Source organism: Duganella paludis (assembly GCF_054461335.1).
In genome coordinates, this window is record NZ_CM136922.1 from 3095118 (window position 1) to 3114074 (window position 18957).

21 protein-coding genes and 1 tRNA gene are annotated in these 18957 nt (G+C 64.3%); 8 read left to right on the top strand and 14 right to left on the bottom strand.

Annotation, left to right across the window (positions count from 1 at the left end):
• The first annotated feature begins 13 nt into the window (after window positions 1–13).
• Window positions 14–1726 carry a ShlB/FhaC/HecB family hemolysin secretion/activation protein gene (locus ACXZ1M_RS13845; RefSeq protein ID WP_459053711.1) on the top strand — a complete coding sequence of 571 codons (1713 nt, stop codon included), beginning with the start codon at window positions 14–16 and terminating at the stop codon, window positions 1724–1726.
• A gap of 42 nt (window positions 1727–1768) precedes the next feature.
• Window positions 1769–2128, top strand: a complete 360-nt coding sequence (locus tag ACXZ1M_RS13850; protein ID WP_459053712.1) for a DUF1428 domain-containing protein — start codon at window positions 1769–1771, stop codon at window positions 2126–2128.
• On the opposite strand, the gene pabB is transcribed toward ACXZ1M_RS13850, so the two are convergent.
• Genes pabB through ACXZ1M_RS13865 form a run of 3 tightly spaced genes read right to left on the bottom strand, consistent with a single transcriptional unit; the run spans window position 2115 to window position 5301 of the window.
• Window positions 2115–3965 (bottom strand): aminodeoxychorismate synthase component I, encoded by a 1851-nt coding sequence (gene pabB / locus ACXZ1M_RS13855; RefSeq protein WP_459053713.1) that lies wholly within the window; start codon window positions 3963–3965, stop codon window positions 2115–2117. The genes ACXZ1M_RS13850 and pabB overlap by 14 nt on opposite strands.
• A 2-nt stretch (window positions 3966–3967) precedes the next feature.
• Entirely contained in the window at window positions 3968–4543 is a 576-nt protein-coding gene (gene slmA / locus ACXZ1M_RS13860; RefSeq protein ID WP_459053714.1) for a nucleoid occlusion factor SlmA, read from the bottom strand.
• A 32-nt stretch (window positions 4544–4575) separates the two neighbouring features.
• Window positions 4576–5301, bottom strand: a complete 726-nt coding sequence (locus ACXZ1M_RS13865; protein WP_459053715.1) for an HAD-IA family hydrolase — start codon at window positions 5299–5301, stop codon at window positions 4576–4578.
• Window positions 5302–5326: 25 nt separating this feature from the next.
• Here ACXZ1M_RS13865 and ACXZ1M_RS13870 point away from each other — a divergent pair, with 25 nt between their 5' ends.
• Entirely contained in the window at window positions 5327–6232 is a 906-nt protein-coding gene (locus ACXZ1M_RS13870) for a TraB/GumN family protein (RefSeq protein WP_459053716.1), read from the top strand.
• Between the two features lie 33 nt (window positions 6233–6265).
• Here the strand turns inward: ACXZ1M_RS13870 and ACXZ1M_RS13875 are convergent.
• Both ACXZ1M_RS13875 and argB read right to left on the bottom strand, forming a co-directional pair.
• A tRNA-Thr gene (locus tag ACXZ1M_RS13875) sits at window positions 6266–6340 on the bottom strand.
• A 46-nt stretch (window positions 6341–6386) separates the two neighbouring features.
• Complete coding sequence (argB, locus tag ACXZ1M_RS13880) at window positions 6387–7280, bottom strand: acetylglutamate kinase (RefSeq protein ID WP_139260436.1); 894 nt, start codon at window positions 7278–7280, stop codon at window positions 6387–6389.
• A gap of 176 nt (window positions 7281–7456) precedes the next feature.
• Between argB and ACXZ1M_RS13885 the strand changes: the two genes are divergently transcribed.
• On the top strand, window positions 7457–7654 hold the full coding sequence (locus ACXZ1M_RS13885) for a cysteine-rich CWC family protein (protein ID WP_459053717.1): 198 nt from the start codon (window positions 7457–7459) through the stop codon (window positions 7652–7654).
• A gap of 45 nt (window positions 7655–7699) precedes the next feature.
• On the opposite strand, the gene ACXZ1M_RS13890 is transcribed toward ACXZ1M_RS13885, so the two are convergent.
• Both ACXZ1M_RS13890 and ACXZ1M_RS13895 read right to left on the bottom strand, forming a co-directional pair.
• Window positions 7700–8860, bottom strand: a complete 1161-nt coding sequence (locus ACXZ1M_RS13890) for an extracellular catalytic domain type 1 short-chain-length polyhydroxyalkanoate depolymerase (protein WP_459054014.1) — start codon at window positions 8858–8860, stop codon at window positions 7700–7702.
• A 32-nt stretch (window positions 8861–8892) separates the two neighbouring features.
• Window positions 8893–9306 (bottom strand): CopG family transcriptional regulator, encoded by a 414-nt coding sequence (locus tag ACXZ1M_RS13895; RefSeq protein ID WP_373989830.1) that lies wholly within the window; start codon window positions 9304–9306, stop codon window positions 8893–8895.
• 160 nt (window positions 9307–9466) lie between these two features.
• Between ACXZ1M_RS13895 and ACXZ1M_RS13900 the strand changes: the two genes are divergently transcribed.
• The 3 genes from ACXZ1M_RS13900 to ACXZ1M_RS13910 all read left to right on the top strand — a co-directional run bounded on the left by ACXZ1M_RS13900 (window position 9467) and on the right by ACXZ1M_RS13910 (window position 11565).
• Window positions 9467–9616 (top strand): DUF1289 domain-containing protein, encoded by a 150-nt coding sequence (locus ACXZ1M_RS13900; protein WP_459053718.1) that lies wholly within the window; start codon window positions 9467–9469, stop codon window positions 9614–9616.
• The gene (locus ACXZ1M_RS13905; protein ID WP_459053719.1) at window positions 9613–10521 is read left to right on the top strand and encodes an MBL fold metallo-hydrolase; all 909 of its coding nucleotides are present in this window, start codon (window positions 9613–9615) and stop codon (window positions 10519–10521) included. Before ACXZ1M_RS13900 ends, ACXZ1M_RS13905 begins: the two co-directional genes overlap by 4 nt.
• 90 nt (window positions 10522–10611) lie before the next feature.
• Window positions 10612–11565, top strand: coding sequence for an NAD(P)H-dependent flavin oxidoreductase (locus ACXZ1M_RS13910; protein ID WP_459053720.1), 954 nt, complete (start codon window positions 10612–10614; stop codon window positions 11563–11565).
• A gap of 6 nt (window positions 11566–11571) precedes the next feature.
• Here ACXZ1M_RS13910 and ACXZ1M_RS13915 read toward each other — a convergent pair whose 3' ends face one another.
• On the bottom strand, window positions 11572–12459 hold the full coding sequence (locus tag ACXZ1M_RS13915) for a LysR family transcriptional regulator (protein WP_459053721.1): 888 nt from the start codon (window positions 12457–12459) through the stop codon (window positions 11572–11574).
• A gap of 99 nt (window positions 12460–12558) precedes the next feature.
• Here ACXZ1M_RS13915 and ACXZ1M_RS13920 point away from each other — a divergent pair, with 99 nt between their 5' ends.
• Window positions 12559–13548 carry a zinc-dependent alcohol dehydrogenase family protein gene (locus ACXZ1M_RS13920; RefSeq protein ID WP_459053722.1) on the top strand — a complete coding sequence of 330 codons (990 nt, stop codon included), beginning with the start codon at window positions 12559–12561 and terminating at the stop codon, window positions 13546–13548.
• On the opposite strand, the gene ACXZ1M_RS13925 is transcribed toward ACXZ1M_RS13920, so the two are convergent.
• The 6 genes from ACXZ1M_RS13925 to ACXZ1M_RS13950 are packed head-to-tail and all read right to left on the bottom strand — an operon-like array spanning window position 13529 to window position 18955.
• A complete protein-coding gene (locus ACXZ1M_RS13925; protein ID WP_459053723.1) occupies window positions 13529–14098 on the bottom strand; it encodes a hypoxanthine-guanine phosphoribosyltransferase in 570 nt (189 codons plus the stop codon). The genes ACXZ1M_RS13920 and ACXZ1M_RS13925 overlap by 20 nt on opposite strands.
• A 44-nt stretch (window positions 14099–14142) precedes the next feature.
• Entirely contained in the window at window positions 14143–15405 is a 1263-nt protein-coding gene (locus tag ACXZ1M_RS13930) for a phenylacetate--CoA ligase family protein (RefSeq protein WP_459053724.1), read from the bottom strand.
• Between the two features lie 2 nt (window positions 15406–15407).
• Window positions 15408–15758, bottom strand: a complete 351-nt coding sequence (locus ACXZ1M_RS13935; RefSeq protein WP_459053725.1) for an MmcQ/YjbR family DNA-binding protein — start codon at window positions 15756–15758, stop codon at window positions 15408–15410.
• 8 nt (window positions 15759–15766) lie between these two features.
• Window positions 15767–16567, bottom strand: a complete 801-nt coding sequence (locus tag ACXZ1M_RS13940; protein WP_459053726.1) for an ABC transporter ATP-binding protein — start codon at window positions 16565–16567, stop codon at window positions 15767–15769.
• 5 nt (window positions 16568–16572) lie between these two features.
• Window positions 16573–17877: an ABC transporter substrate-binding protein gene (locus ACXZ1M_RS13945; protein WP_459053727.1), complete on the bottom strand. Its 1305-nt coding sequence runs from the start codon at window positions 17875–17877 to the stop codon at window positions 16573–16575.
• 19 nt (window positions 17878–17896) lie between these two features.
• Entirely contained in the window at window positions 17897–18955 is a 1059-nt protein-coding gene (locus ACXZ1M_RS13950; RefSeq protein ID WP_459053728.1) for a branched-chain amino acid ABC transporter permease, read from the bottom strand.
• Window positions 18956–18957: the final 2 nt, after the last annotated feature.

Sequence of the window (18957 nt, forward strand, 5' to 3'; positions counted from 1 at the left end):
ACAAAGGACTCTTGTGCATCACACGAAAACCGCAGGCGCGATCGCGCTGGCCATCCTGCTGCCCCCCGCGCTGGTGTATGCGCAAGCGACGCCGGACGCTGGCCGTCTGCTGGAAACCAACCGCGCACCGGCGCTGATACAGGCGCCCAAGGCGAGTGGTCCGGTACTGCCGGACACCAAAGCGGCCAAGGGAGTGCAACTGACCGGCGCGCAGCGCGTGCTGGTGCGCCGCTTTGTGTTCGATGGCGCCACCGTGGTGCCGGAGGCGACCTTGCAGGAGCTGCTGAAGTCCTACACCGGCCGTGAACTGAGCTTCGATGAACTGAGCGACGCCACCAATGCCATCACGGCGTATTACCGCCAGCAGGGCTACCTGGTCGCCTACGCCACGCTGCAGCCGCAGGAACTGGGACAGGGCGAAGTACGCATCACGGTGCTGGAAGGCCGCGTGGGCAAGATCAATCTGCTGCCCGACGCCAGCGTGCGCCTCAATCCCGGCCAGGCGCGCCGCTATTTCGACGCGCTGACGCCGGTAGGCCAGCCGCTGCGCGATTCGGCGCTGGAACGCGCGCTGCTGCTGACCGACGATTTCCCCGGCCTGTCGGCACGCGCCGAACTGGCGCCGGGGGCAAAGCAGGGCGAGACCGAAGTCGATATCGGCTTGAGCGAAGGCCCGCTGGTCAACGGTACGCTGGGTGTGGACAACTCGTCCAACCGCTATACCGGCCGCGTACGCGCGCAAGGCGGGCTGAATTTCAACGATATCGGCGGCTTCGGCGGCCAGGCCTCGCTGCTGGGGTCCACCACCGGTTCCGATTTCAAGTACGCGCGTGCCGGCTATGTGATGCCGCTCGGGAGCTACGGCACCCGTGTCGGCGCCGCCTACTCGGCGCTGCGCTACCATCTGGGCGCGGAGTTTGAAGCGCTGAACGGCTTCGGCGGCGCCAAGGTGGCGCAGCTGCTGGTGACGCATCCGCTGCTGCGCACGGGCGACATCAACATCCAGCTGCGCGCCGGGTACGACAACAAGCATTACACCAACAACGCCAACGGCATCCGCACCAGCGACAAGCGCGTGGAGACGGTGCCGCTGGGGATCAGCTACACCCGCCAGGACCAATGGCTGGGCGGCGGCTTTACCAGCGCGGCGCTGGATGTCACGCGCGGCAAGGTGGACCTGTCGGCCAATGCGGCGTCGCTGCTGGCCGATGCCGCCGGTACACAGGGCCAGTTTGCCCACACCAATTATCAGCTGAACCGCTACCAGCGCCTGGGCGGCGGCGTGACCGGGATGGTGAGCCTGAGCGGCCAGCTGGCCACGGCCAATCTGGAATCGGGCGAGAAGATGTCGCTCGGCGGCCCAGGCCGCGTGCGCGCCTACCCGGCCGGCGAAGCCAGCGGCGATGAAGGCTATGTGCTGACGCTGGAAGGCCACTACGAGCTGCGCGAGCTGAAGTCGGACGTGTCGCTGTTCTTCGATTACGGCCACATCACGCTGAACCACGACGTGTACCAGGGCGCGCTGGCGGCTGGCGGTCCGGGCAACAGCTACAGCCTGAAAGGCATGGGCGTGGGCTGGAGCTGGCGTGTGGCGGAGCGTACCGTGGTGCAGTTGCAGGTCGCCGCCAAGCTGGGCGACAACCCCGGCCGCAACCTCAAAGGCAACGATGCCGATGGCAGCTCCGCCCGCAAGCGCGCATGGTTCAACGTCTCGACCTATTTCTAGGCTTCGTGCTAACCTAAGCCTCTCACAATTCGGGAGGCGACCATGGCATATGTAGACGGCTTTGTGATTCCGGTGCCCAAGGAAAATCTTGAGGCGTACAAGAAAATGTCGCGGGAATGCGGCGCGGTCTGGAAGGAATTCGGCGCGCTGGAATTCCGCGAGACGGTGGGCGACGATGTCCCGCCCGGCAAGGTGACTTCATTCCCGCAGAGCGTGAACCTGGAGGATGGCGAGGTGGTGGTGTTCTCGTGGATCGTCTACGAGTCGCGCGCGAAACGGGACGAGATCAACGACAAGGTCATGAAAGACCCGCGCATCGCCGGCTACATGGACCCCGCCAACATGCCCTTCGACGGCAAGCGCATGATCTACGGCGGCTTCGAGATGGTTATCGACCTGTAAGCACGGCGCGCACGGCGCCGCGCAGGGCGTTGCAGATGACCAGGTCTTCCGCAGCGTCCAGCATGGCGCGCGTGATGACGGCGACGCCGGCGTTCCAGTCCGGATCGTCCAGCAGGACGCCGCGCATCACGCCCGGCAGCACGCCGCTGCCCAGCGGCGGCGTGAGCCAGCGGCCGTCCACTTTCACGAACACGCTGCTGCGTCCACCTTCCGTCAATTCCCCGCGCTCGTTGAAGAACAGGGTGTCGAACGCGCCTTGCGCTTCGGCGTCGCGCCAGGCGGCGTCGTAGCGCGCGCGGATGCTGGTTTTGTGGCGCAGGAACAGGTCGTCGCTGCTGGTGGCGTCGTCGGCCAGCAGCACGCGCACCGGTTCGTTCAACGGCGTTAGCGGCGCGTGTTGCACCGAGAACGCGCCGGCAGGATTGAGCGCCAGCCGCACGCGGTAGGCCGCGTGTTCCGGCTCCAGCATGCCGCTGGCGGCGTCCATATAGGCCTTGGCCGCCTGCTCGTCCCACGGGAAGCCGAAGTAGCCGGCCGATGCCGCCAGGCGCTGCAGATGACGCTCGCGGTGGCGTATGCCGTCGCCGGGCGTGGCGTACATGGTCTCGAAAATATCGAAGTCGTTTTGCAGGCCGGTGAGGAAGCGTGCCTTGAGCTTGCACTCGGCGTATTCGTCGAGCGCGTCGCTGTCGAAGACGATGCCGGCGCCCACGCCCATTTCGCCGTCGCGCACGCCGTCCGCGCCTTGCGGTTGCAAGGTCAGCGTGCGGATCGGCACCGACATGCAGAAGTCGCCGACCTGGCCATCCTGGCGCGGATCGAACCAGCCGATGGCGCCGGTGTAGACGCCGCGCGCATCCGGTTCCAGCTCGCGGATGATTTCCATGGTCCGGCGCTTGGGTGCGCCGGTGATGGAACCGCAGGGATAGAGCGCGTCGAAGATGTCAGCCAGCGTGGCGTCCTCGCGCAGCTGCGCGGTGATAGTGGAGGTCATCTGCAGCACGCTGGCGTAGCGGTGCACCTCGAACAGCGCCGGTACTTCCACGCTGCCGGTGACGGCCACGCGCGCGATGTCGTTGCGCAGCAGGTCGACGATCATCAAGTTCTCGGCGCGGTTCTTCGGATCGGCCGCCAGGTTGGTGGCGCGCAGGATGTTTTCGGCTTGCTGCGTGGACGGCGCTGCAGGTGCAGTGCCTTTCATCGGCCGCGCGGTCAGCACGCCGCCGGCGTGGCGCACGAACAGCTCGGGCGACAGCGACAGCACGGCGCCGCCGTCGTCCAGGCCGATCAGGGCGCCGTAAGGCACCGGCTGACGGCCGCGCAGGCGCGCGTACAAGGCGTGGATGCCGCCGAAGGCGTCGAAGCGCAGCCGGTAGGTGTAATTGACCTGGTAGGTGTCGCCGGCCGCGATGTAGTCGTGGATGCGCGCCAGCGCCGCGCTGAACGCCTCCTGGTCGATATTGGCGCGGATGTTGGCGATGCCGGCCGGACGGTCGATCGGGAACGAGCGCGCCGCTAGCCAGTCGGCCACTTCGGCGGCCGTCAGCAGCGTGCAGCAGTTGAACAGCAGGATCTGCGCCAGCGGAACGCTGCGTGTCGTGGGAGTTTGGGCCGGGCCCAGCGTCAGCAACTCCTCGCCCAGTTCATAGCTGCACACGCTGACCGCGTATTCGCCGCGCGCCAGCGCCGCCTGCATCTGCGCCAGCACATGCGGCCAGGCGGCGATGTCGTCGCAGCGCAGCGTGGCGGTGTGGCCGGTGTAGAGGCGGGAACGGCTGCCGGTCTGGGTGGCTTCCGGGCTGGCGTCGTCCAGCAGGGCGAATACTTCGGTGGTCATTTTTACGATAACAGCAGAGTGATTTGCACCGCCGCGTCCTGCGCCGGATTGTTTTTGAAGCCGCTCTTGGCGTAACGATGCCAGCGGCCGATGACGAAGCTGGCCAACATGCCGGCGCGCGCCGCCACGTCGGCCTCGTGCGCGCGGCCTTCGCCGACCGCCACGCGCAAGGCTTGTTTCAGCGCCAGCTCCACGCGATCGTAGAACTGGTTCATGCGCAGTTGCAGGCGTTCGTCTTCATTGACCAGCGCATCGCCGATCAGCACCCGCGTCATGCCGGGATTCTGGCTGGCGAAGTTGAGCAGCATGGCGACGATATCGCGCGCCTGCGCCAAACCGTCGTCCTGGCGTTCGGCGATCTGGTTGATCAGGCCGAAGACGGTGGACTCGATGAATTCGATCAGGCCCTCGAACATCTGCGCCTTGCTGGCGAAATGCCGGTACAGCGCGGCCTCGGAAAACTCCAGCTTGCGCGCCAGGGCGGCGGTGGTGATCTTGTCGCCCTTGGGCTGTTCCAGCATCTCCGCCAGCGCCTGCAGGATTTGCAAACGGCGCTGGCCCGGCGGTGTGCTTGCCATATGGTCTCGCAGGTTAAATGAATAGGTTCTTGTCAACGCAGGTGGTGCACACGCGCCGCCAGGTTCCTGACAGATTTTACTTTGACATCGACGTAAGCGGGGCGAATTAAGCGCTTTTGCGGATGGGCCAGGCCGGCCGTGTCGCCGACCGTCAGGTATTGCGTGACCCAGGCCGTGCGCATGCCGATTTCGCGTGCGCTGCGCAGGTTGGCCAGCGTGTCTTCGACCAGGATGCAGCGGCCGGCCGGGAGCTGGTGGCGGCGCAGCAGCTTGTGCAGCATCAGCTTGGAGGGCTTGGGCCGCATGTGGCGGTGCACGGTCATCGCTTCGACCGACACGTGGTGCTGGAACTGGCGCTGCAGCCCGAGGTGGCGCAGCACTTGCGTCGAATAGCGGTGCGGCGCGTTGGTGAGCAGGATCTTGCGGCCGGGCAGGCGGCGCAGCAGCTGGCGCAGTCCACGCTCGGCGCGGATCATGGACGGCAGGTCGTCGAAACGGTGGGTCTCTTCGAGGAAGTGGGCGGCCGTCACGCCGTGGTGCTTGACCACGCCCAGCGTGGTGGCGCCGTAGCGTTGCCAGTACATGGTGCGCGTGGCGTTGACCAGCTCTTCGCCGGCGGGCGTGACACCGTCTCCGAGCAGGCGGGCCAGGTAGCTGTTCATGCCGGCCATGATCGCGGGGAAGATGGCGTGCGAGGCGTTGTGCAGCGTGTTATCCAGATCAAACAGCCACACGGGCGAGGAGCGAGTAATATTCACGTCATACCTACCAATAAAGGAAATCATGCAGCGGCAGATTATATTGATGTTCTGTAGTTTGTTCTTTTTTGTGGTGGGAAGCCTTGGCGCCGCTGAACAGGCGCCGGCGCAAAATCGTGGCGCTTTGTTCAAGGTGCAGCAGCAGCAGAGCGGGCAGACTATCTACCTGTTCGGCACCATCCATGTCGGCGCCAAGGATTTTTATCCGCTCGAACCGCGTCTGGCCGGCCTGCTGAAACAGGCGCCGGTGCTGGCGCTGGAGATCGATCCGCTGGGCGATCCGCAAAAGCTGGCGCGCGCGGTGCAGCGCCACGGCTTGAGCAACAAGGCTGCGGCGGCCATGCCGCCGGTCCTGCGCCAGCGCCTGGATCGTTTGCTCCGGCAGTACAACATCGACGCGGACGCGGTGGCGAGCATGAAGCCCTGGCTGCTCGCCAGCCTGCTGACCGTGAGCGAATTCGCCACGCAAGGCTATGAGGCCTCGCTGGCGGTGGATGCGCACCTGTCGAAGCAGGCGCACGCCGCCGGCCAGAAAATCGTCGAGCTGGAATCGGCCGACAGCCAGATGGCGCTGTTCGACAGGATGACGGCGGCTGAACAACTGCAGTTCCTGCAGGAGGCCATCGCCGGCATCGAGGACAAGGAGCAGGCCGGCCAGGCGCGCGAGATCGCCGACGCCTGGCGCCACGCCGACGTGCAGGCGCTGGACGCGCTGGCGCGCAAGGCCGAGCAGGACGATACGTTTTCAGGCCGCTTTGTGCAGCAGGTGCTGCTGGAAGGACGCAATCCGGCATTGGCCGATAGTGTGGTCAACTTGATGGCGCGTGAAAACAACAGTGTGGCGGCGATCGGCGTGCTGCATCTGGTCGGCAAAACCAGCGTGCCGGAACTGCTGCGCAAACGCGGGCTGACCGTGGAGCGGATCTACTAGATTTTTTTGTGGGGGAGGGCACAACAGGAGAGATGGTGCCCTTTACGTGGATTGAACACGTGGCCTCTCCCTTACCAAGGGAGTGCTCTACCACTGAGCTAAAAGGGCATACAAATGTGGCGGTTCACCGAAGTCCGGCGAGACCGCCTTTTTTTCAGTGAGACCGGATCATAGTGCCAAATGCTTGTTCGGTCAAGACCTCGAGCAACAAAGAGTGCTCGATGCGGCCGTCGATGATGTGCACGGTGTTCACGCCGGACTTGGCGGCATCCAGGGCTGATGAAATTTTAGGCAGCATGCCGCCCGAGATCGTGCCATCGGCGAACATCTCGTCGATTTCACGGGCCGACAGGTCGGTCACCAGGTTGCCTTGCTTGTCCTGCACGCCGGCGATGTTGGTCATCATGATCAACTTTTCGGCTTTCAGGATTTCCGCGATCTTGCCGGCGACGACGTCGGCGTTGATGTTGTAGGCCTGGCCGTCCTGGCCGAAGCCGATCGGCGAGATGATCGGAATGAAGGCGTCGTCCTGCAGCGCCTTGACCACGGCCGGGTTGATCGCTTCGATTTCGCCGACGAAGCCGATGTCCAGCGTCTGGCCCGGGTTTTCCTTGTCCGGCATGGCCATCTTGCGGGCGCGGATCAGGCCGCCATCCTTGCCGGTCAGGCCGACTGCCTGGCCGCCGTAGTGGTTAATCAGCATCACGATGTCCTGCTGGACTTCGCCGCCCAGCACCCACTCCACCACTTCCATGGTTTCTTCGTCGGTGATGCGCATGCCCTGCACGAAAGTGCCTTGCTTGCCGATTTTCTTCAGGGCGTTGTCGATCTGCGGACCGCCGCCGTGCACGACCACCGGATTCATGCCCACCAGCTTGAGCAAAATGACATCGCGTGCGAAGCCGTGTTTCAGGCGTTCGTCGGTCATGGCGTTGCCGCCGTATTTGATGACGATGGTTTTGCCGTGGTAATTGCGGATGTAGGGGAGAGCCTCAGCCAAAATCTGCGCCTTGATCTGCGGAGAGACCGCGGTCAAATCGTCATTCATGCCTAAGTTCAAGTTGGTCAGTTGGGTCATGGCGAGTCCGGTAGAAAGATTTTGGGCGCAATTTTACAGCCTGCGAGCGCATCAAGTACGCATTATAGGGCCTTCCGGTTGTAATTTCCCGGAAGCTCGGTTAGGCTCGTTGGTCATGATTGTCATCGAAATAATGGGATGAAGCCATGAGTACCTGTTCCCGCTGCGGCGCGGCGTTCTCGTGCGGCATGGCGGACGTCGATCCGTCGGCCCCCGCGCAGCCCTGCTGGTGCACCTACCTGCCGCCCGCCGTCGCTGTCCCCGCCGCCGCCGGCGCCAGCTGCTGGTGCCCGGACTGCCTGAGGCAGCACATCAAGGACCATCCTCAACCCGACCTCGCTTGACAAGCAAAGTGGCGCGGCTGGCTCGTGCGGATGGCAATCGCCTGATCAGCTCACCGTGCGGAAAAAGCGCAGCATTTCGCGGCTGGCGTCCGGTCCTTTGGCGTCGGTATAGCTGCCCGAGGCGCTGCCGCCCGACCAGGCGTGGCCGGCGCCGTGCACCACCCAGTGCTCGCCCAGCGGCGTGCCATCCTGCCGTGTGTGCGTGGTTTGCGTATAGCTGTAGCCGTTCGGCACCGCCCCCGATTGCACCGATGGCCGCGCACCGCGATGGTTGTGCAGCCGCTGTGCCATCACCTGTTCGCCATTCACCGGGTTCACCGTGGTGTCGCTGTCGCCATGGAATACGATGATCGGCTGCGAGCCGTTGCCGGCCTTGGCCGCACCGTCCACGCCGCGCTTCATGGCCATCAACGCCGACGGCAGATCCTGCGCCGAGGCGAACGGCAGCCCCGAATGCACGCCCACCGCCGCAAACAGTTCCGGATACAGCGTGCCGACGATCACCGCCATCGCCCCGCCCGCCGACAGCCCCGCGACATACACCTGGCGCTCGTTGACCGGATACTCGTCGATGATCTGCTGCGCAATGCCGGCAATGATGGACGGCTCGCCCTGTCCGCGCTGCTGGTCGATGGCGTTGAACCAGTTCCAGCACTTGGAGTGGTTGGCGTTGGCGGTCTGCTCCGGGTAGACCACGAAGCAGCCCATCTCCTCGGCCAACTGGTTCATCTGCGTGCCGGCGGCGAAGTCGTCGGGATTCTGGGTGCAGCCGTGCAGCATCACCAGCAGCGGCATGGCCTGGCCGTGGTAGCTGGCCGGGATGTACAGTTTGTAACTACGGCTGCCCGCATGGTTGACGTAGCTGCCGCCGACAAACTGCGCGCCATCGGGCAGCGGCTGGGCCGGCGCCGGGTGCAGCAGCGTGCCGAAATCGATGGCGCGGTCCAGGTTGGCCTGCAAATCGACGCTGATGCCCATGCGGTTGAGAATATCCTGCGCATACTCGGTCGGATGGGTGGCAGGATTCGGCGTGGCCGTTGGCGGTGCTGCTTGCGCTCGCGTTTGCTCCGGCGCCGGCTTCGGCTCAGGCGTGGATGGCGCCGCGCTCGGCGGCGGCGGGTTAATATCCCTCATGGTGGGCGCCTTGGGCGCACCGCGTTGCAGAGGGATGCCTTTGCTGATTAATTGCTGGGCAGCTTCGCGCATTTGCGTTAAAAAATTGAGCTTCATGGCACTCCTTAGTGGATGCGTGTTGCCAGGGCAGTCTTGAGGACAGCGCTGGCATGCAGCGAGCCGAGGACAAAAATGGATTCAATAGTCGCCAGCGCCAGTTCGACGGACACGTCGCTGGCAATGCTGGCCAACCCCAGTACCTGTATCTGCAGCCTTTGACCCGCCGCCTGGATCGCTTCCAGGTCGGCGCGCGAGTAGTGCTGCATGCCCAGGACCAGGCTTTTGCGCGCCACGGTCTGCTTGACCACCTCGGCGTGCTGGTTCAGCTGGTTGCGGATCGCTGTGCGTATCAGATCGGTGCGGTTCGAGTAAAACCCTTCCTGCACCAGCAGGTCTATCTGTCCCAGATCGATCGGGCCCAGATTGATGGTGATTTTTTCTGATTCAGCGATCTTCAGCTTTATTTCTTGCTTGGCCATATGTCTCCATCCGATTGGCATCTATTCGCCATCTATATGGATGGTAGTCTACGCGGTACTGTCCCCAAGTCAAGCGGCTTCGCGGCATAATGTCGCCATGAGTGAAGCAACCAACATAATTCCATCCCCCGTGCCCTCGCCGTGCGTCAGTCTGTGCAAAATGGATACAGAACGCCGCTATTGCATGGGTTGCCTGCGGACCATTCCGGAAATCATTGCCTGGAGCAAGGCCGATGACGACTTCAAACGCGGCGTCTGGGCCGAACTGCCCCAGCGCCGCCTGACGGTGCATTTCGACGAGGAAGAATGAACGCGCTGCCCGAATCGATCCAGGTGTTTGAACGCGGTTGGCTGTCGTCCAACAACGTCATGCTGCTGGGCCGGCACGATACGGCCATCATCGACACCGGCTACGTCAGCCACGCGCAGCAGACGCTGGAGCTGGTGCGCCACGCGCTGCACGGCCGCCATCTCGACCAGATCATCAATACCCACCTGCATTCCGACCACTGCGGCGGCAACGCCATCCTGCAGGCGCATTACGGCGGCAAGACCTCGATACCCGTGGCGGAAGCGGAAAAGGTGCGGCATTGGGACGTGGAGGCGCTGAGTTTCAAGGCCACCGGCCAGCGCTGCGACCGCTTCACCTTCGACGCCACCATCGCCCCCGGCGATGTGTTGCAATTGGCCGACATGGAATGGCAGGCGCTGGCCGCGCCCGGCCACGATCCGCATTCGCTGATCTTCTACTGCCCGCAGGAAAAAGTGCTGGTGTCCGCCGACGCCCTGTGGGAAAACGGCTTCGGCGTCATCTTCCCCGAGCTGGACGGCAAGTCCGGCTTCGCCGAGGAGCGCGCCACGCTGGACCTGATCGCCGGGCTGGACGTGAACGTGGTCATCCCCGGCCACGGCGCACCGTTCACCGATGTCGCCGGTGCCCTGGCGCGCGCCCGTTCGCGGCTGGAATACCTGGCCGCCGACCCGGTGCGCAACGCGCAGAACGCCCTGAAAGTACTGCTCAAGTTCCTGCTGCTGGAGCGCCAGCGGATCGCGCTGACCGATGTGCCGGTGCTGCTGACCTCGATGCCGGTGTTCGCTGCGGCCAACAGCAACTATCTCAAGCAATCGCCGGAAGAGCTGGGCCGCTGGGCCGTCACCCAGTTGGTGCGCAGTTCGGCTGCCCGCGTCGAGGGTGAGTACTTACTCAACGAGTAAATATAGAGGAAGCGCCCTAGTTTAGGCACGATCGTACTATTTTCGATCTATAATCGTTTGCATCGATCAACTCACGTCCGCGAGCCCGCCATGACCCTGCCTGCAGTGTTGCAAAACCTCTCCCTTCCAGTCATCGCTTCCCCGATGTTCATTGCCAGCGGCCCCGCGCTGGTGGCGGCGCAATGCAAGGCCGGCATCGTCGGTTCCTTCCCGGCGCTGAATGCGCGTCCGGCAGAGCTGCTGGATGTGTGGCTGACCGACCTGCAAAAGGAACTGGCCGAATTCCAGGCCGCCAACCCGGACAAGAAGGTCGGCCCGATCGCGGTCAACCAGATCGTGCACCAGTCGAACGACCGCCTGGCCCACGACGTGGAAGTGTGCGTGAAGCACCAGATCCCGATCATCATTTCCTCGCTGCGCGCGCCCCCGAAAGAAATGCTGGACGCGATCCACAGCTACGGCGGCATCGTGCTGCACGACGTGGTGTCGATCCGTCACGCTGAAAAAGCGCTGGAAGCGGGTGTCGACGGCCTGATCCTGGTGGCCAGCGGCGCCGGCGGCCATGCCGGCACGCTGTCGCCATTCGCGCTGGTGGGCGAGGTGCGCAAGTTCTTCAAGGGCCCCATCGCCTTGTCCGGCTCCATCGCCACCGGCGACGCCATCCTGGCGGCGCAGGCCATGGGCGCGGACTTCGCCTACATCGGCTCGCGCTGGCTGGCGACCAAGGAATCGAACGTCAGCGACGGCTACCGCGAAGCCATCGTCGAATCGACGGCCGCCGATATCATCTACTCCAACCTGTTCACCGGCGTGCACGGCAACTACCTGAAAAAATCCATCGTCGCCGCCGGCCTCGATCCGGACGCGCTGCCGAGCGCCGACAAAACCGCGATGAACTTCGGTTCCGCCAGCGCCAAGGCCTGGCGCGACATCTGGGGCGCCGGCCAGGGCGTGGGCCTGATGGACGACGTGCCGTCGGCCGGCGAGATGGTCGAACGCCTCAAGCGCGAATACGACGCCGCCCGCGCCCGCCTGGCGCTGTAATCTCCGTTACGCTGCCTGCACCAGGTAGTCGATCAGGGCGCGCACCTTGAGTGCGAGGTGGCGGCCCGGTGTGTAGACCGCGTGGATGCTGCCGGTGTAGGGCTCGCCGAACTCCCAGTCGGCCAGCACCGGCTGCAGGCGACCGGCCGCCAGCGCTGCGGTTGCGGCAAAATCGGGCACCAGGCCGATGGCGCCGCCGGTTTCGGCCAGCGCCACGATCGCCGCGCTGTTGTTGATGGTCAGGCGCGAGGCGACATTGACCGTCGCTTCTTCGTCGCCGCGCCGCATAGTCCACTCAGGGCCGAAGCGGCCATAGCCCAGATAGCAGCAACGGTGCGCCGCCAGTTCAGCAGGCGTTGCGGGTGCGCCGTGCTGCGCCAGGTAGGAAGGCGCAGCCACCAGAACATACCGCATGGCGCACAAGGGCCGCGCCGCCAGTCCCGGCGACAGCTCGCGGGCGATGCGGATCGCCAGGTCGACGCCATCCTCTGCCAGGTCGACCGTGCGGTCGATCAGCGTCAGCCGCACATCCACTTCCGGGTAGGCATCGAGAAAACCCGGCAGGCGCGGCGCCAGCCAGGTCTGGCCGAACACCACCGGCGCGCTGACGCGGATCACGCCGTTGGGACGCGCGCTGTAGCTGCCGGCCATGGCGTGCACCTCGCGCGCGGTGCTCAGCATGCGTGCGCAGGCGGCGTTGACTTGCTCGCCCAACTCCGTCAGCGACAGGGAACGCGTGGTGCGCAACAGCAGCCGCCCGCCGAGGTGCGCCTCCAGCCGCCCGACATGACGGCTCACTGCCGACGTGGTCACGCCCAAATGCCGCGCCGCCGCTGAAAAGCCACCACTGTCCACCACCTGGGCGAAAATCGCCATTTCCTTCAGCATGTCCATGCCATTCCTCCGTTGCGATCAGATCAACAAGCCTTTGCATTTTAAGCGGATTGTGGAATTTTTAGCGTAGATCGATACTAGGTTTTTCAGGAGGAAGCCATGAACTACATCGAATATCGTACCGACGGCCAGGGCGGTTTGCGGCGCGCGCTGACCAGCGCCGCGCCGCTGCCGGCCGATGGTGTGCGGGTGGCCGTGCGCGCCATCGGACTGAATTTCCGCGACGTGTATGTCATCCGTGGCAACCGCCATCGTGCGGCGGAGGTCGACCGCGTGCCGATGACCGACGCCGCCGGTGTGGTGACGGCAGTGGGTGATGCCGTCACGCGCTTCAAGGTCGGAGACCGCGTGTGCTCGACGGTTTTACCGGACTGGATCGACGGACCGCTGACCGCGCGCAGCATGGCGCGCTCACCGGCGGTGCTGGCCGAGTATGTCGACGCGCACGAAAACGACCTGGTGGCCGCGCCACCGCACTTGAGCGACATCGAAGCCGCTACGCTGCCGGTGGCCGCACTGACGGCGTGGCATGCGGTGGCGGAACTGGGCGTGGTGCGGAAAGGCGATACGGTGGTAGTGCAAACCACCGGCGGCGTGGCGGTCTTTGCGATGCAGTTCGCGCAGGCGCTGGGCGCGCGCGTGATCGTGGTGTCGCGCTCGGAGGACAAGCTGCGGCGCACCGGCGCCTGGGCCACCATCAACACGGCAACCACGCCGGAATGGGACCAGCAGGTGCTGGCGCTGACCGACGGCGCAGGCGCGCGACTGGTACTGGACATGGGGTTGAGCGATTCGCTGCGCCGTTCGGCGCGCGCAGCGGCCTATGAAGGCACGGTGGCCATCATCGGCGTGGTGCAGGAGCAGACCAACCCGCTCGATATCTACACGGTGATGAACAAGAACCTCAATGTGCGCGGCGTGGAAACCGGCTCACGCGCCATGTTCGAGCGCATGAACCGTTTCATGCTGGAGCACGACCTGCATCCCGTCGTCGATGCGTTGTACCCGCTCGACCAGGTGGATGCGGCGCTGGACCACCTCGGGTCCAGCCCTTACGGCAAGGTGGTGCTCAGCTCTCGGTGCGAATAGCCCACAGGCCCGGCAGGTTGCGCCAGTAGCCGTAAGCGTCCATGCCGAAGCCAACCACGAAGCGGTTGGGGATGGTGATGCCGACGATGTCGGCCTGCACCGGCTTGACCTTGCCGATCGCCTTGTCCGCAAACACGGCCAGGATTACTTCCTTGGCGCCCATGTCCAGCAGGCGTTGCTTGACGTGGGCCAGCGTTTCGCCTTCGTCGAGGATGTCGTCCAGCACGATCACGGTGCGGCCGCTGACGTTCGAACGCGGCACCACTTTCCACACCACTTCGCCGCCCTTGTCCTCGTCGCCGTAGCGGCTGACGTGGATGTAGTCGAATTCGAGCGGGAAGCTCAGTTGCGGCAGCAGGTTGCCGGTGAAGACCACGGCGCCGCCCATCACGCCCAGCACCAGCGGGAATTCCTCGCTGTCCGGTTGATCGTAGCGGGCGTTGAGCGTATCGGCCATGGCGGTGACGGCGCGGTCGACGTCCTGCTTGGTGTACAGTTCTTCGGCGTTTTCCAGCAGCGCACGGGCGCGGTTGTGGTGGAAGTCTTGCATGATCTTCTTATCTAAAAAAAGTGAAGGACGACATTATCCCTCAATTATTGGTAGTCGCGCACATCGTCGATGACTTTGCCGTCGTTGGGCAGGCTGCCTACCGGGACAAACAGCACCTCGCCGCGTAGCTTGGTGAGTTTGCGGATGGATTCCACGATGTCCGCGCCGTCCTCCGCGCTGGCGCTGGCCGGATCGGCCACTTCGCAATGCAACGTCATGGTCTCCTGCGCTATCTGGCCGGAGACCACCAGGCGTGCCTTCAAGATTTGCGGATGGCGGCCCACGATCTCGTGCACCTGCGATGGATGGACGAACATGCCGCGTATCTTGGTGGTCTGGTCGGCGCGTCCGAGCCAGCCCTTGATGCGGATGTTGGTGCGGCCGCAGGGCGAGGGCGGTGTATCGGTGAGTATGGCCGACAGGTCGCCGGTGGCGAAGCGTATCAGCGGGTAGTCGGGATTGAAGACGGTGAGCACTACTTCGCCCACTTCGCCCGCAGGTACGGGCTCGCCGCTGCCGGGACGGACGATTTCCAGTATCACTTCCTCGTCCACCAGCATGCCGGGATCGCGCACGTCGCCGCTGCGCGTTTCGTAGGCGATGCTGCCGATGTCGGCGGAGGCGTACACCTGCAGCACATTCGGCACGCCATGCTCGGCCAGCCAGGTGCGCAGCGATTCGGGCAACGCTTCGGCACTGACCAATGCGCGCTTGATGCTGCTGATGTCCGCGCCCATCTCCTGCGCTTTCTCGATGATGATCTTCAAGAACGAGGGCGTGCCGACGTAGGTGTCCGGGCGCAGCGCTTGGATGGCCTGTACCTGCATCTCGGTCTGGCCGCTGCCGGCCGGGATCACCGCGCAGCCGATGCGCGCGGCGCCGCCTTCGACCATGAAGGCCGCCGGCGTGAAGTGATAGGAGAAGCAGTTCTGCATCAAGCCGCCGGGCCGCACGCCGGCCGCATACATGGGACGCGCGAAACGCCACCAGTCGGCGCCGCGTCCCTCGGGATCGAAGATGGGGCCGGGCGACATGAACACGCGCGACAGCTGGCCCATCGGCGTGGTATTCAGGCCGCCGAACGGTGTTTGCTGCTGCTGCAGCGCGTGCAGGTCCGACTTGCGCGTGACCGGCAGCGTGGCCAGCGCGGCGCGGCTGTTGATGTCGGCGGCGTTGACGTCCTTGAGGATGCGCGACCATCCGGCCGCCGCCTTGGCGCGCGACACCAGTTGCGACAGTCGCGCCATCAGTTCGCGTTCGCGCTGTTCCGGCGGGCGCGTTTCCAGATTGTCGAAAGTATCGGCCATGTTCAGAGTCCTTGAATTTCTCGTTGCAGCTTCTTGGTCAGTTTGGCGAACACCAGTTCGTAGGAGCGTTGCAGCAGCTCCGCCAGTTCCGCGTCGCTGATGGCTTTGGGGTCTTCGATGTAGACCCATTTCGCCCGCGCCAGGTAGGGTGCGGGAATGATGCCGGGGCGGTCGGTCAGCTCCAGGAAGCGGTCGTCGTCGACCTTGAAGCTGATGCCGCGCTGACTGCCGTCCGCGCCGCTGACGGCGAACATTTTCCCGCCGATCGAGAACACCAGGTTGGATTCCCATTTGATGTCTTCGGTGGCGCCGGGCAGTTTGCGGCAATAGGCCTTGGCCTTGGTGAGATTCATTGAAGTCCTTATGCAAGCCAGCGCTTGCGGCGCCGGTAGAATTTCATGTCGCGGAAGCTCTTGCGGCCGGCGCCGGAGACGCCGAGGTAGAACTCCTTGACGTCTTCGTTGCAGGACAGGTCGGCCGCCGCGCCTTCCATCACCACGCGGCCGTTTTCGAGGATGTAGCCGAAGTCCGCGTAGCGCAGGGCGATGCTGGTGTTTTGCTCGGCCAGCAGGAAGGAGACGTTCTCCTTGCTGTTCAAGTCCTTGACGATGCCGAAGATCTCGTCGACGATTTGCGGCGCGATGCCCATCGACGGCTCGTCCAGCAAAATCATGGATGGCTTGGCCATCAGGGCCCGGCCGATGGCGCACATCTGCTGCTCGCCGCCGGAGGTGTAGCCGGCCTGGCTGCCGCGCCGTTCCTTCAGGCGCGGGAAGTAGTGGTAGACCTTTTCCAGCGACTCCTTCAGCTCCGCGCGCGAGGCGCTGCGCGTGTAGGCGCCGGTCAGCAGGTTCTCTTCGATGGTCAGGTGGGCAAAGCAGTGGCGGCCTTCCATCACCTGCGACAGGCCGCGCTTGACCAGTTCATTCGGCGTCAGCTGGTCGATGCGTTCGCCCTTGAACTGGACTTCGCCCTTGGTGACGTCGCCGCGCTCGCCGCGCAGCAGGGTGGAGATGGTCTTCAGCGTGGTGGACTTGCCGGCGCCGTTGGCGCCCAGCAGGGCGACGATCTTCCCCTGCGGGACTTGCAGCGATACGCCTTTCAGCACGAGGATAACGTGGTCGTAGATGACTTCCACGTTATTCACGGAGAGATAGGGCATCGTCGTCATTTCGCGCAGGCCGGCGTGATTTTCTTCTCGGCCGCATAGGCTGCGGAGCTTTCCTCCAGCAGCTTGCGGGTCAGCGCCTTGTCGCCGACGATCCAGTTCGGCGTGACGGCGTTCCACTTCTTGCCATCCCACTGCTGCACTTTCACCGCGCCCGAGCCTTCATGGTCGTCGCAGCTGGTCTTCACCACCGGCAGCATGCCGAAGGCGCCGATGGCTTTCTGGCGCGCTTCGTCCACGTTCAAGTTCTCCAGGCCCCAGCGCATCTGTTCACCGCTCACGCGCTTACCCTTGCCGAACTTGTCCTGGGCGGTGCGCATCGCTTCCACCCACAGGATGGCCGCGCTCACGCCGCGCATGTGGTACACGCTGCCGACGCGGTTGGCGTCCGCCAGGTTGCCCTTGCCGGCGTCGTAGAGTTTTTTGCGGATCTCGTCGAGCACCGGATAATTGCCCGGCGTGTTGAAGGTCATCGCGCTGTAGCCCTTGGCCGCATCGCCCGTAGGTACGGTATCTTCTTCCGATCCGGCCCACCACACGCCGAGGATTTTCTCGCGCGGGAAGCCGTTGCGCTGCGCGGTCTTGATGGCCACCGCGTTCATCGAGCCCCAGCCCCACAGGATCACATGGTCGGGCCGCGCCTGGCGGATCTGCAGCCATTGCGATTGCTGTTCGCTGCCCGGCGGCGTGACCGGGATCTTGATCAGCTCAAAGCCATGCTGCTTGGCGAGCGCCTCCAGCACCGGCAAGGGTTCCTTGCCGAACGCGGAATCGTGGTACAGGTGGACGATCTTCTTGCCTTTCAGTTTGTCGATGCCGCCTTCCTTGTCGCCGAGGTACTTGATCATGGCGGCGGCCTGGTTCCAGTAGCTGGTAATCAGCGGGAAGACGTAGGGGAAGACTTTGCCGTTGGCGGCGTCCGAGCGGCCGTAGCCGATCATCGTCATCGGGATCTTGTCGACGGCCAGGCGGTCCAGGATGCCGTAAGCCACGCCGGTCGACAGCGGCTCGACCAGGGTGGCGCCGCCGTTGCGGGTCTTCAGGCGCTCGTAGCATTCGACGCCGCGCGATGGGTTGTACTCAGTCTCGCACTCTTCCCACGCGATCTTCACGCCGTTCACGCCGCCGGCAAGGTTGACGAGATTGAAGTAGTCGATGATGCCGCCATAAAAGCCGGAACCGCCGGCCGCATAAGGGCCTACGCGGTAAGAGGGCAGGGCGATGTACTGCTCCGCAGGCTGGGCGATGGCGGCGCCGCTGGCCGCGAGTGTGATGGCGACGACGACGGATGCAAAGCGGTTCATATGTGTCTCCTCTGATTTTTTAATGGGGGAACGGCCACAGACGCAACTTCTCTTTACCTATTTGCCACAAGCGCGCCAGGCCGTGAGGCTCAACGATCAGGAAAAAAATAATCAGTGCACCGAACACCATCAGCTCCAGATTGGAGGCGACGCTGGTCGGCAGGGCGAGGCTGTGCGCGATCACATTCAGCAGTACCGGCAGCAGCACAATAAAGGCCGCGCCGAGGAAGGAGCCGAGGATGGAACCGACGCCGCCGATAATAATCATGAACAGGATGCGGAATGACAGATCGAGGTTGTACGCTTCCGGCTCCACCGTGCCGAGGTAGGCGTACGCATACAGCGCGCCGGCCACGCCGCAGTAGAACGAGCTGACCGCGAACGCCAGCAGCTTGGTGCGCATCAGGCGGAAGCCGATCACTTCGGCCGCCACGTCCATGTCGCGCACCGCCATCCAGGAGCGGCCGACGTTGGAGCGCACCATATTCTTGGCCAGCAGCGCCATCACCGCCACCACGGCCAGCACCAGCAGGTATTTGCGGTCCGGCGTGTCGAAGGCGTAGCCGAGGATGACGATGGGCTGCGCCGTGATCACGCCTGAGCTGCTGTAGTTGGTCAGGTAGGGAATCTTGGTCAGGCACCAGACCACGAAGAACTGCGTGGCCAGCGTGGCGGCGGCGAGGTAGAAGCCGCGTATGCGCAGCGACGGCAGGCCGAAGGCGATGCCGACCAGCGCCGCGCTCAAGCCTCCCAGCACGAACGCCAGCAGCACCGGCAGGCCGGGGATGCGCAGGATGAAGTTATAGGATGCGAACGCGCCCACCGCCATGAAGGCGGCGGTACCGAGCGACAGCTGGCCCGCGTAGCCGGTGAGGATGTTCAGGCCGAGCGCCGCCAGCGAAAAAATCAGGAAGGGAATCAGGATCGCCGACAGCGCATACGGCGATGCGGCCAGCGGCACCACCACCACCGCAATCACCAGCAATGCCAGCAGCGCAAGGCGATCCTGCAGGATGGGGAAGATCTGGCCGTCGGCCTGATAGCTGGTTTTGAATTGTCCGGCTTCGCGATATAGCATGG

Coding starts and splice junctions, on each gene's coding strand:
- ACXZ1M_RS13850 (WP_459053712.1), top strand. CDS start 1,769: ATGGCATATGTAGACGGCTTTGTGATTCCGGTGCCCAAGGAAAATCTT.
- pabB (WP_459053713.1), bottom strand. CDS start 3,965: ATGACCACCGAAGTATTCGCCCTGCTGGACGACGCCAGCCCGGAAGCC.
- slmA (WP_459053714.1), bottom strand. CDS start 4,543: ATGGCAAGCACACCGCCGGGCCAGCGCCGTTTGCAAATCCTGCAGGCG.
- ACXZ1M_RS13870 (WP_459053716.1), top strand. CDS start 5,327: ATGCAGCGGCAGATTATATTGATGTTCTGTAGTTTGTTCTTTTTTGTG.
- argB (WP_139260436.1), bottom strand. CDS start 7,280: ATGAATGACGATTTGACCGCGGTCTCTCCGCAGATCAAGGCGCAGATT.
- ACXZ1M_RS13885 (WP_459053717.1), top strand. CDS start 7,457: ATGAGTACCTGTTCCCGCTGCGGCGCGGCGTTCTCGTGCGGCATGGCG.
- ACXZ1M_RS13890 (WP_459054014.1), bottom strand. CDS start 8,860: ATGCGCGAAGCTGCCCAGCAATTAATCAGCAAAGGCATCCCTCTGCAA.
- ACXZ1M_RS13895 (WP_373989830.1), bottom strand. CDS start 9,306: ATGGCCAAGCAAGAAATAAAGCTGAAGATCGCTGAATCAGAAAAAATC.
- ACXZ1M_RS13900 (WP_459053718.1), top strand. CDS start 9,467: ATGGATACAGAACGCCGCTATTGCATGGGTTGCCTGCGGACCATTCCG.
- ACXZ1M_RS13905 (WP_459053719.1), top strand. CDS start 9,613: ATGAACGCGCTGCCCGAATCGATCCAGGTGTTTGAACGCGGTTGGCTG.
- ACXZ1M_RS13910 (WP_459053720.1), top strand. CDS start 10,612: ATGACCCTGCCTGCAGTGTTGCAAAACCTCTCCCTTCCAGTCATCGCT.
- ACXZ1M_RS13915 (WP_459053721.1), bottom strand. CDS start 12,459: ATGGACATGCTGAAGGAAATGGCGATTTTCGCCCAGGTGGTGGACAGT.
- ACXZ1M_RS13920 (WP_459053722.1), top strand. CDS start 12,559: ATGAACTACATCGAATATCGTACCGACGGCCAGGGCGGTTTGCGGCGC.
- ACXZ1M_RS13925 (WP_459053723.1), bottom strand. CDS start 14,098: ATGCAAGACTTCCACCACAACCGCGCCCGTGCGCTGCTGGAAAACGCC.
- ACXZ1M_RS13930 (WP_459053724.1), bottom strand. CDS start 15,405: ATGGCCGATACTTTCGACAATCTGGAAACGCGCCCGCCGGAACAGCGC.
- ACXZ1M_RS13935 (WP_459053725.1), bottom strand. CDS start 15,758: ATGAATCTCACCAAGGCCAAGGCCTATTGCCGCAAACTGCCCGGCGCC.
- ACXZ1M_RS13940 (WP_459053726.1), bottom strand. CDS start 16,567: ATGCCCTATCTCTCCGTGAATAACGTGGAAGTCATCTACGACCACGTT.
- ACXZ1M_RS13945 (WP_459053727.1), bottom strand. CDS start 17,877: ATGAACCGCTTTGCATCCGTCGTCGTCGCCATCACACTCGCGGCCAGC.
- ACXZ1M_RS13950 (WP_459053728.1), bottom strand. CDS start 18,955: ATGCTATATCGCGAAGCCGGACAATTCAAAACCAGCTATCAGGCCGAC.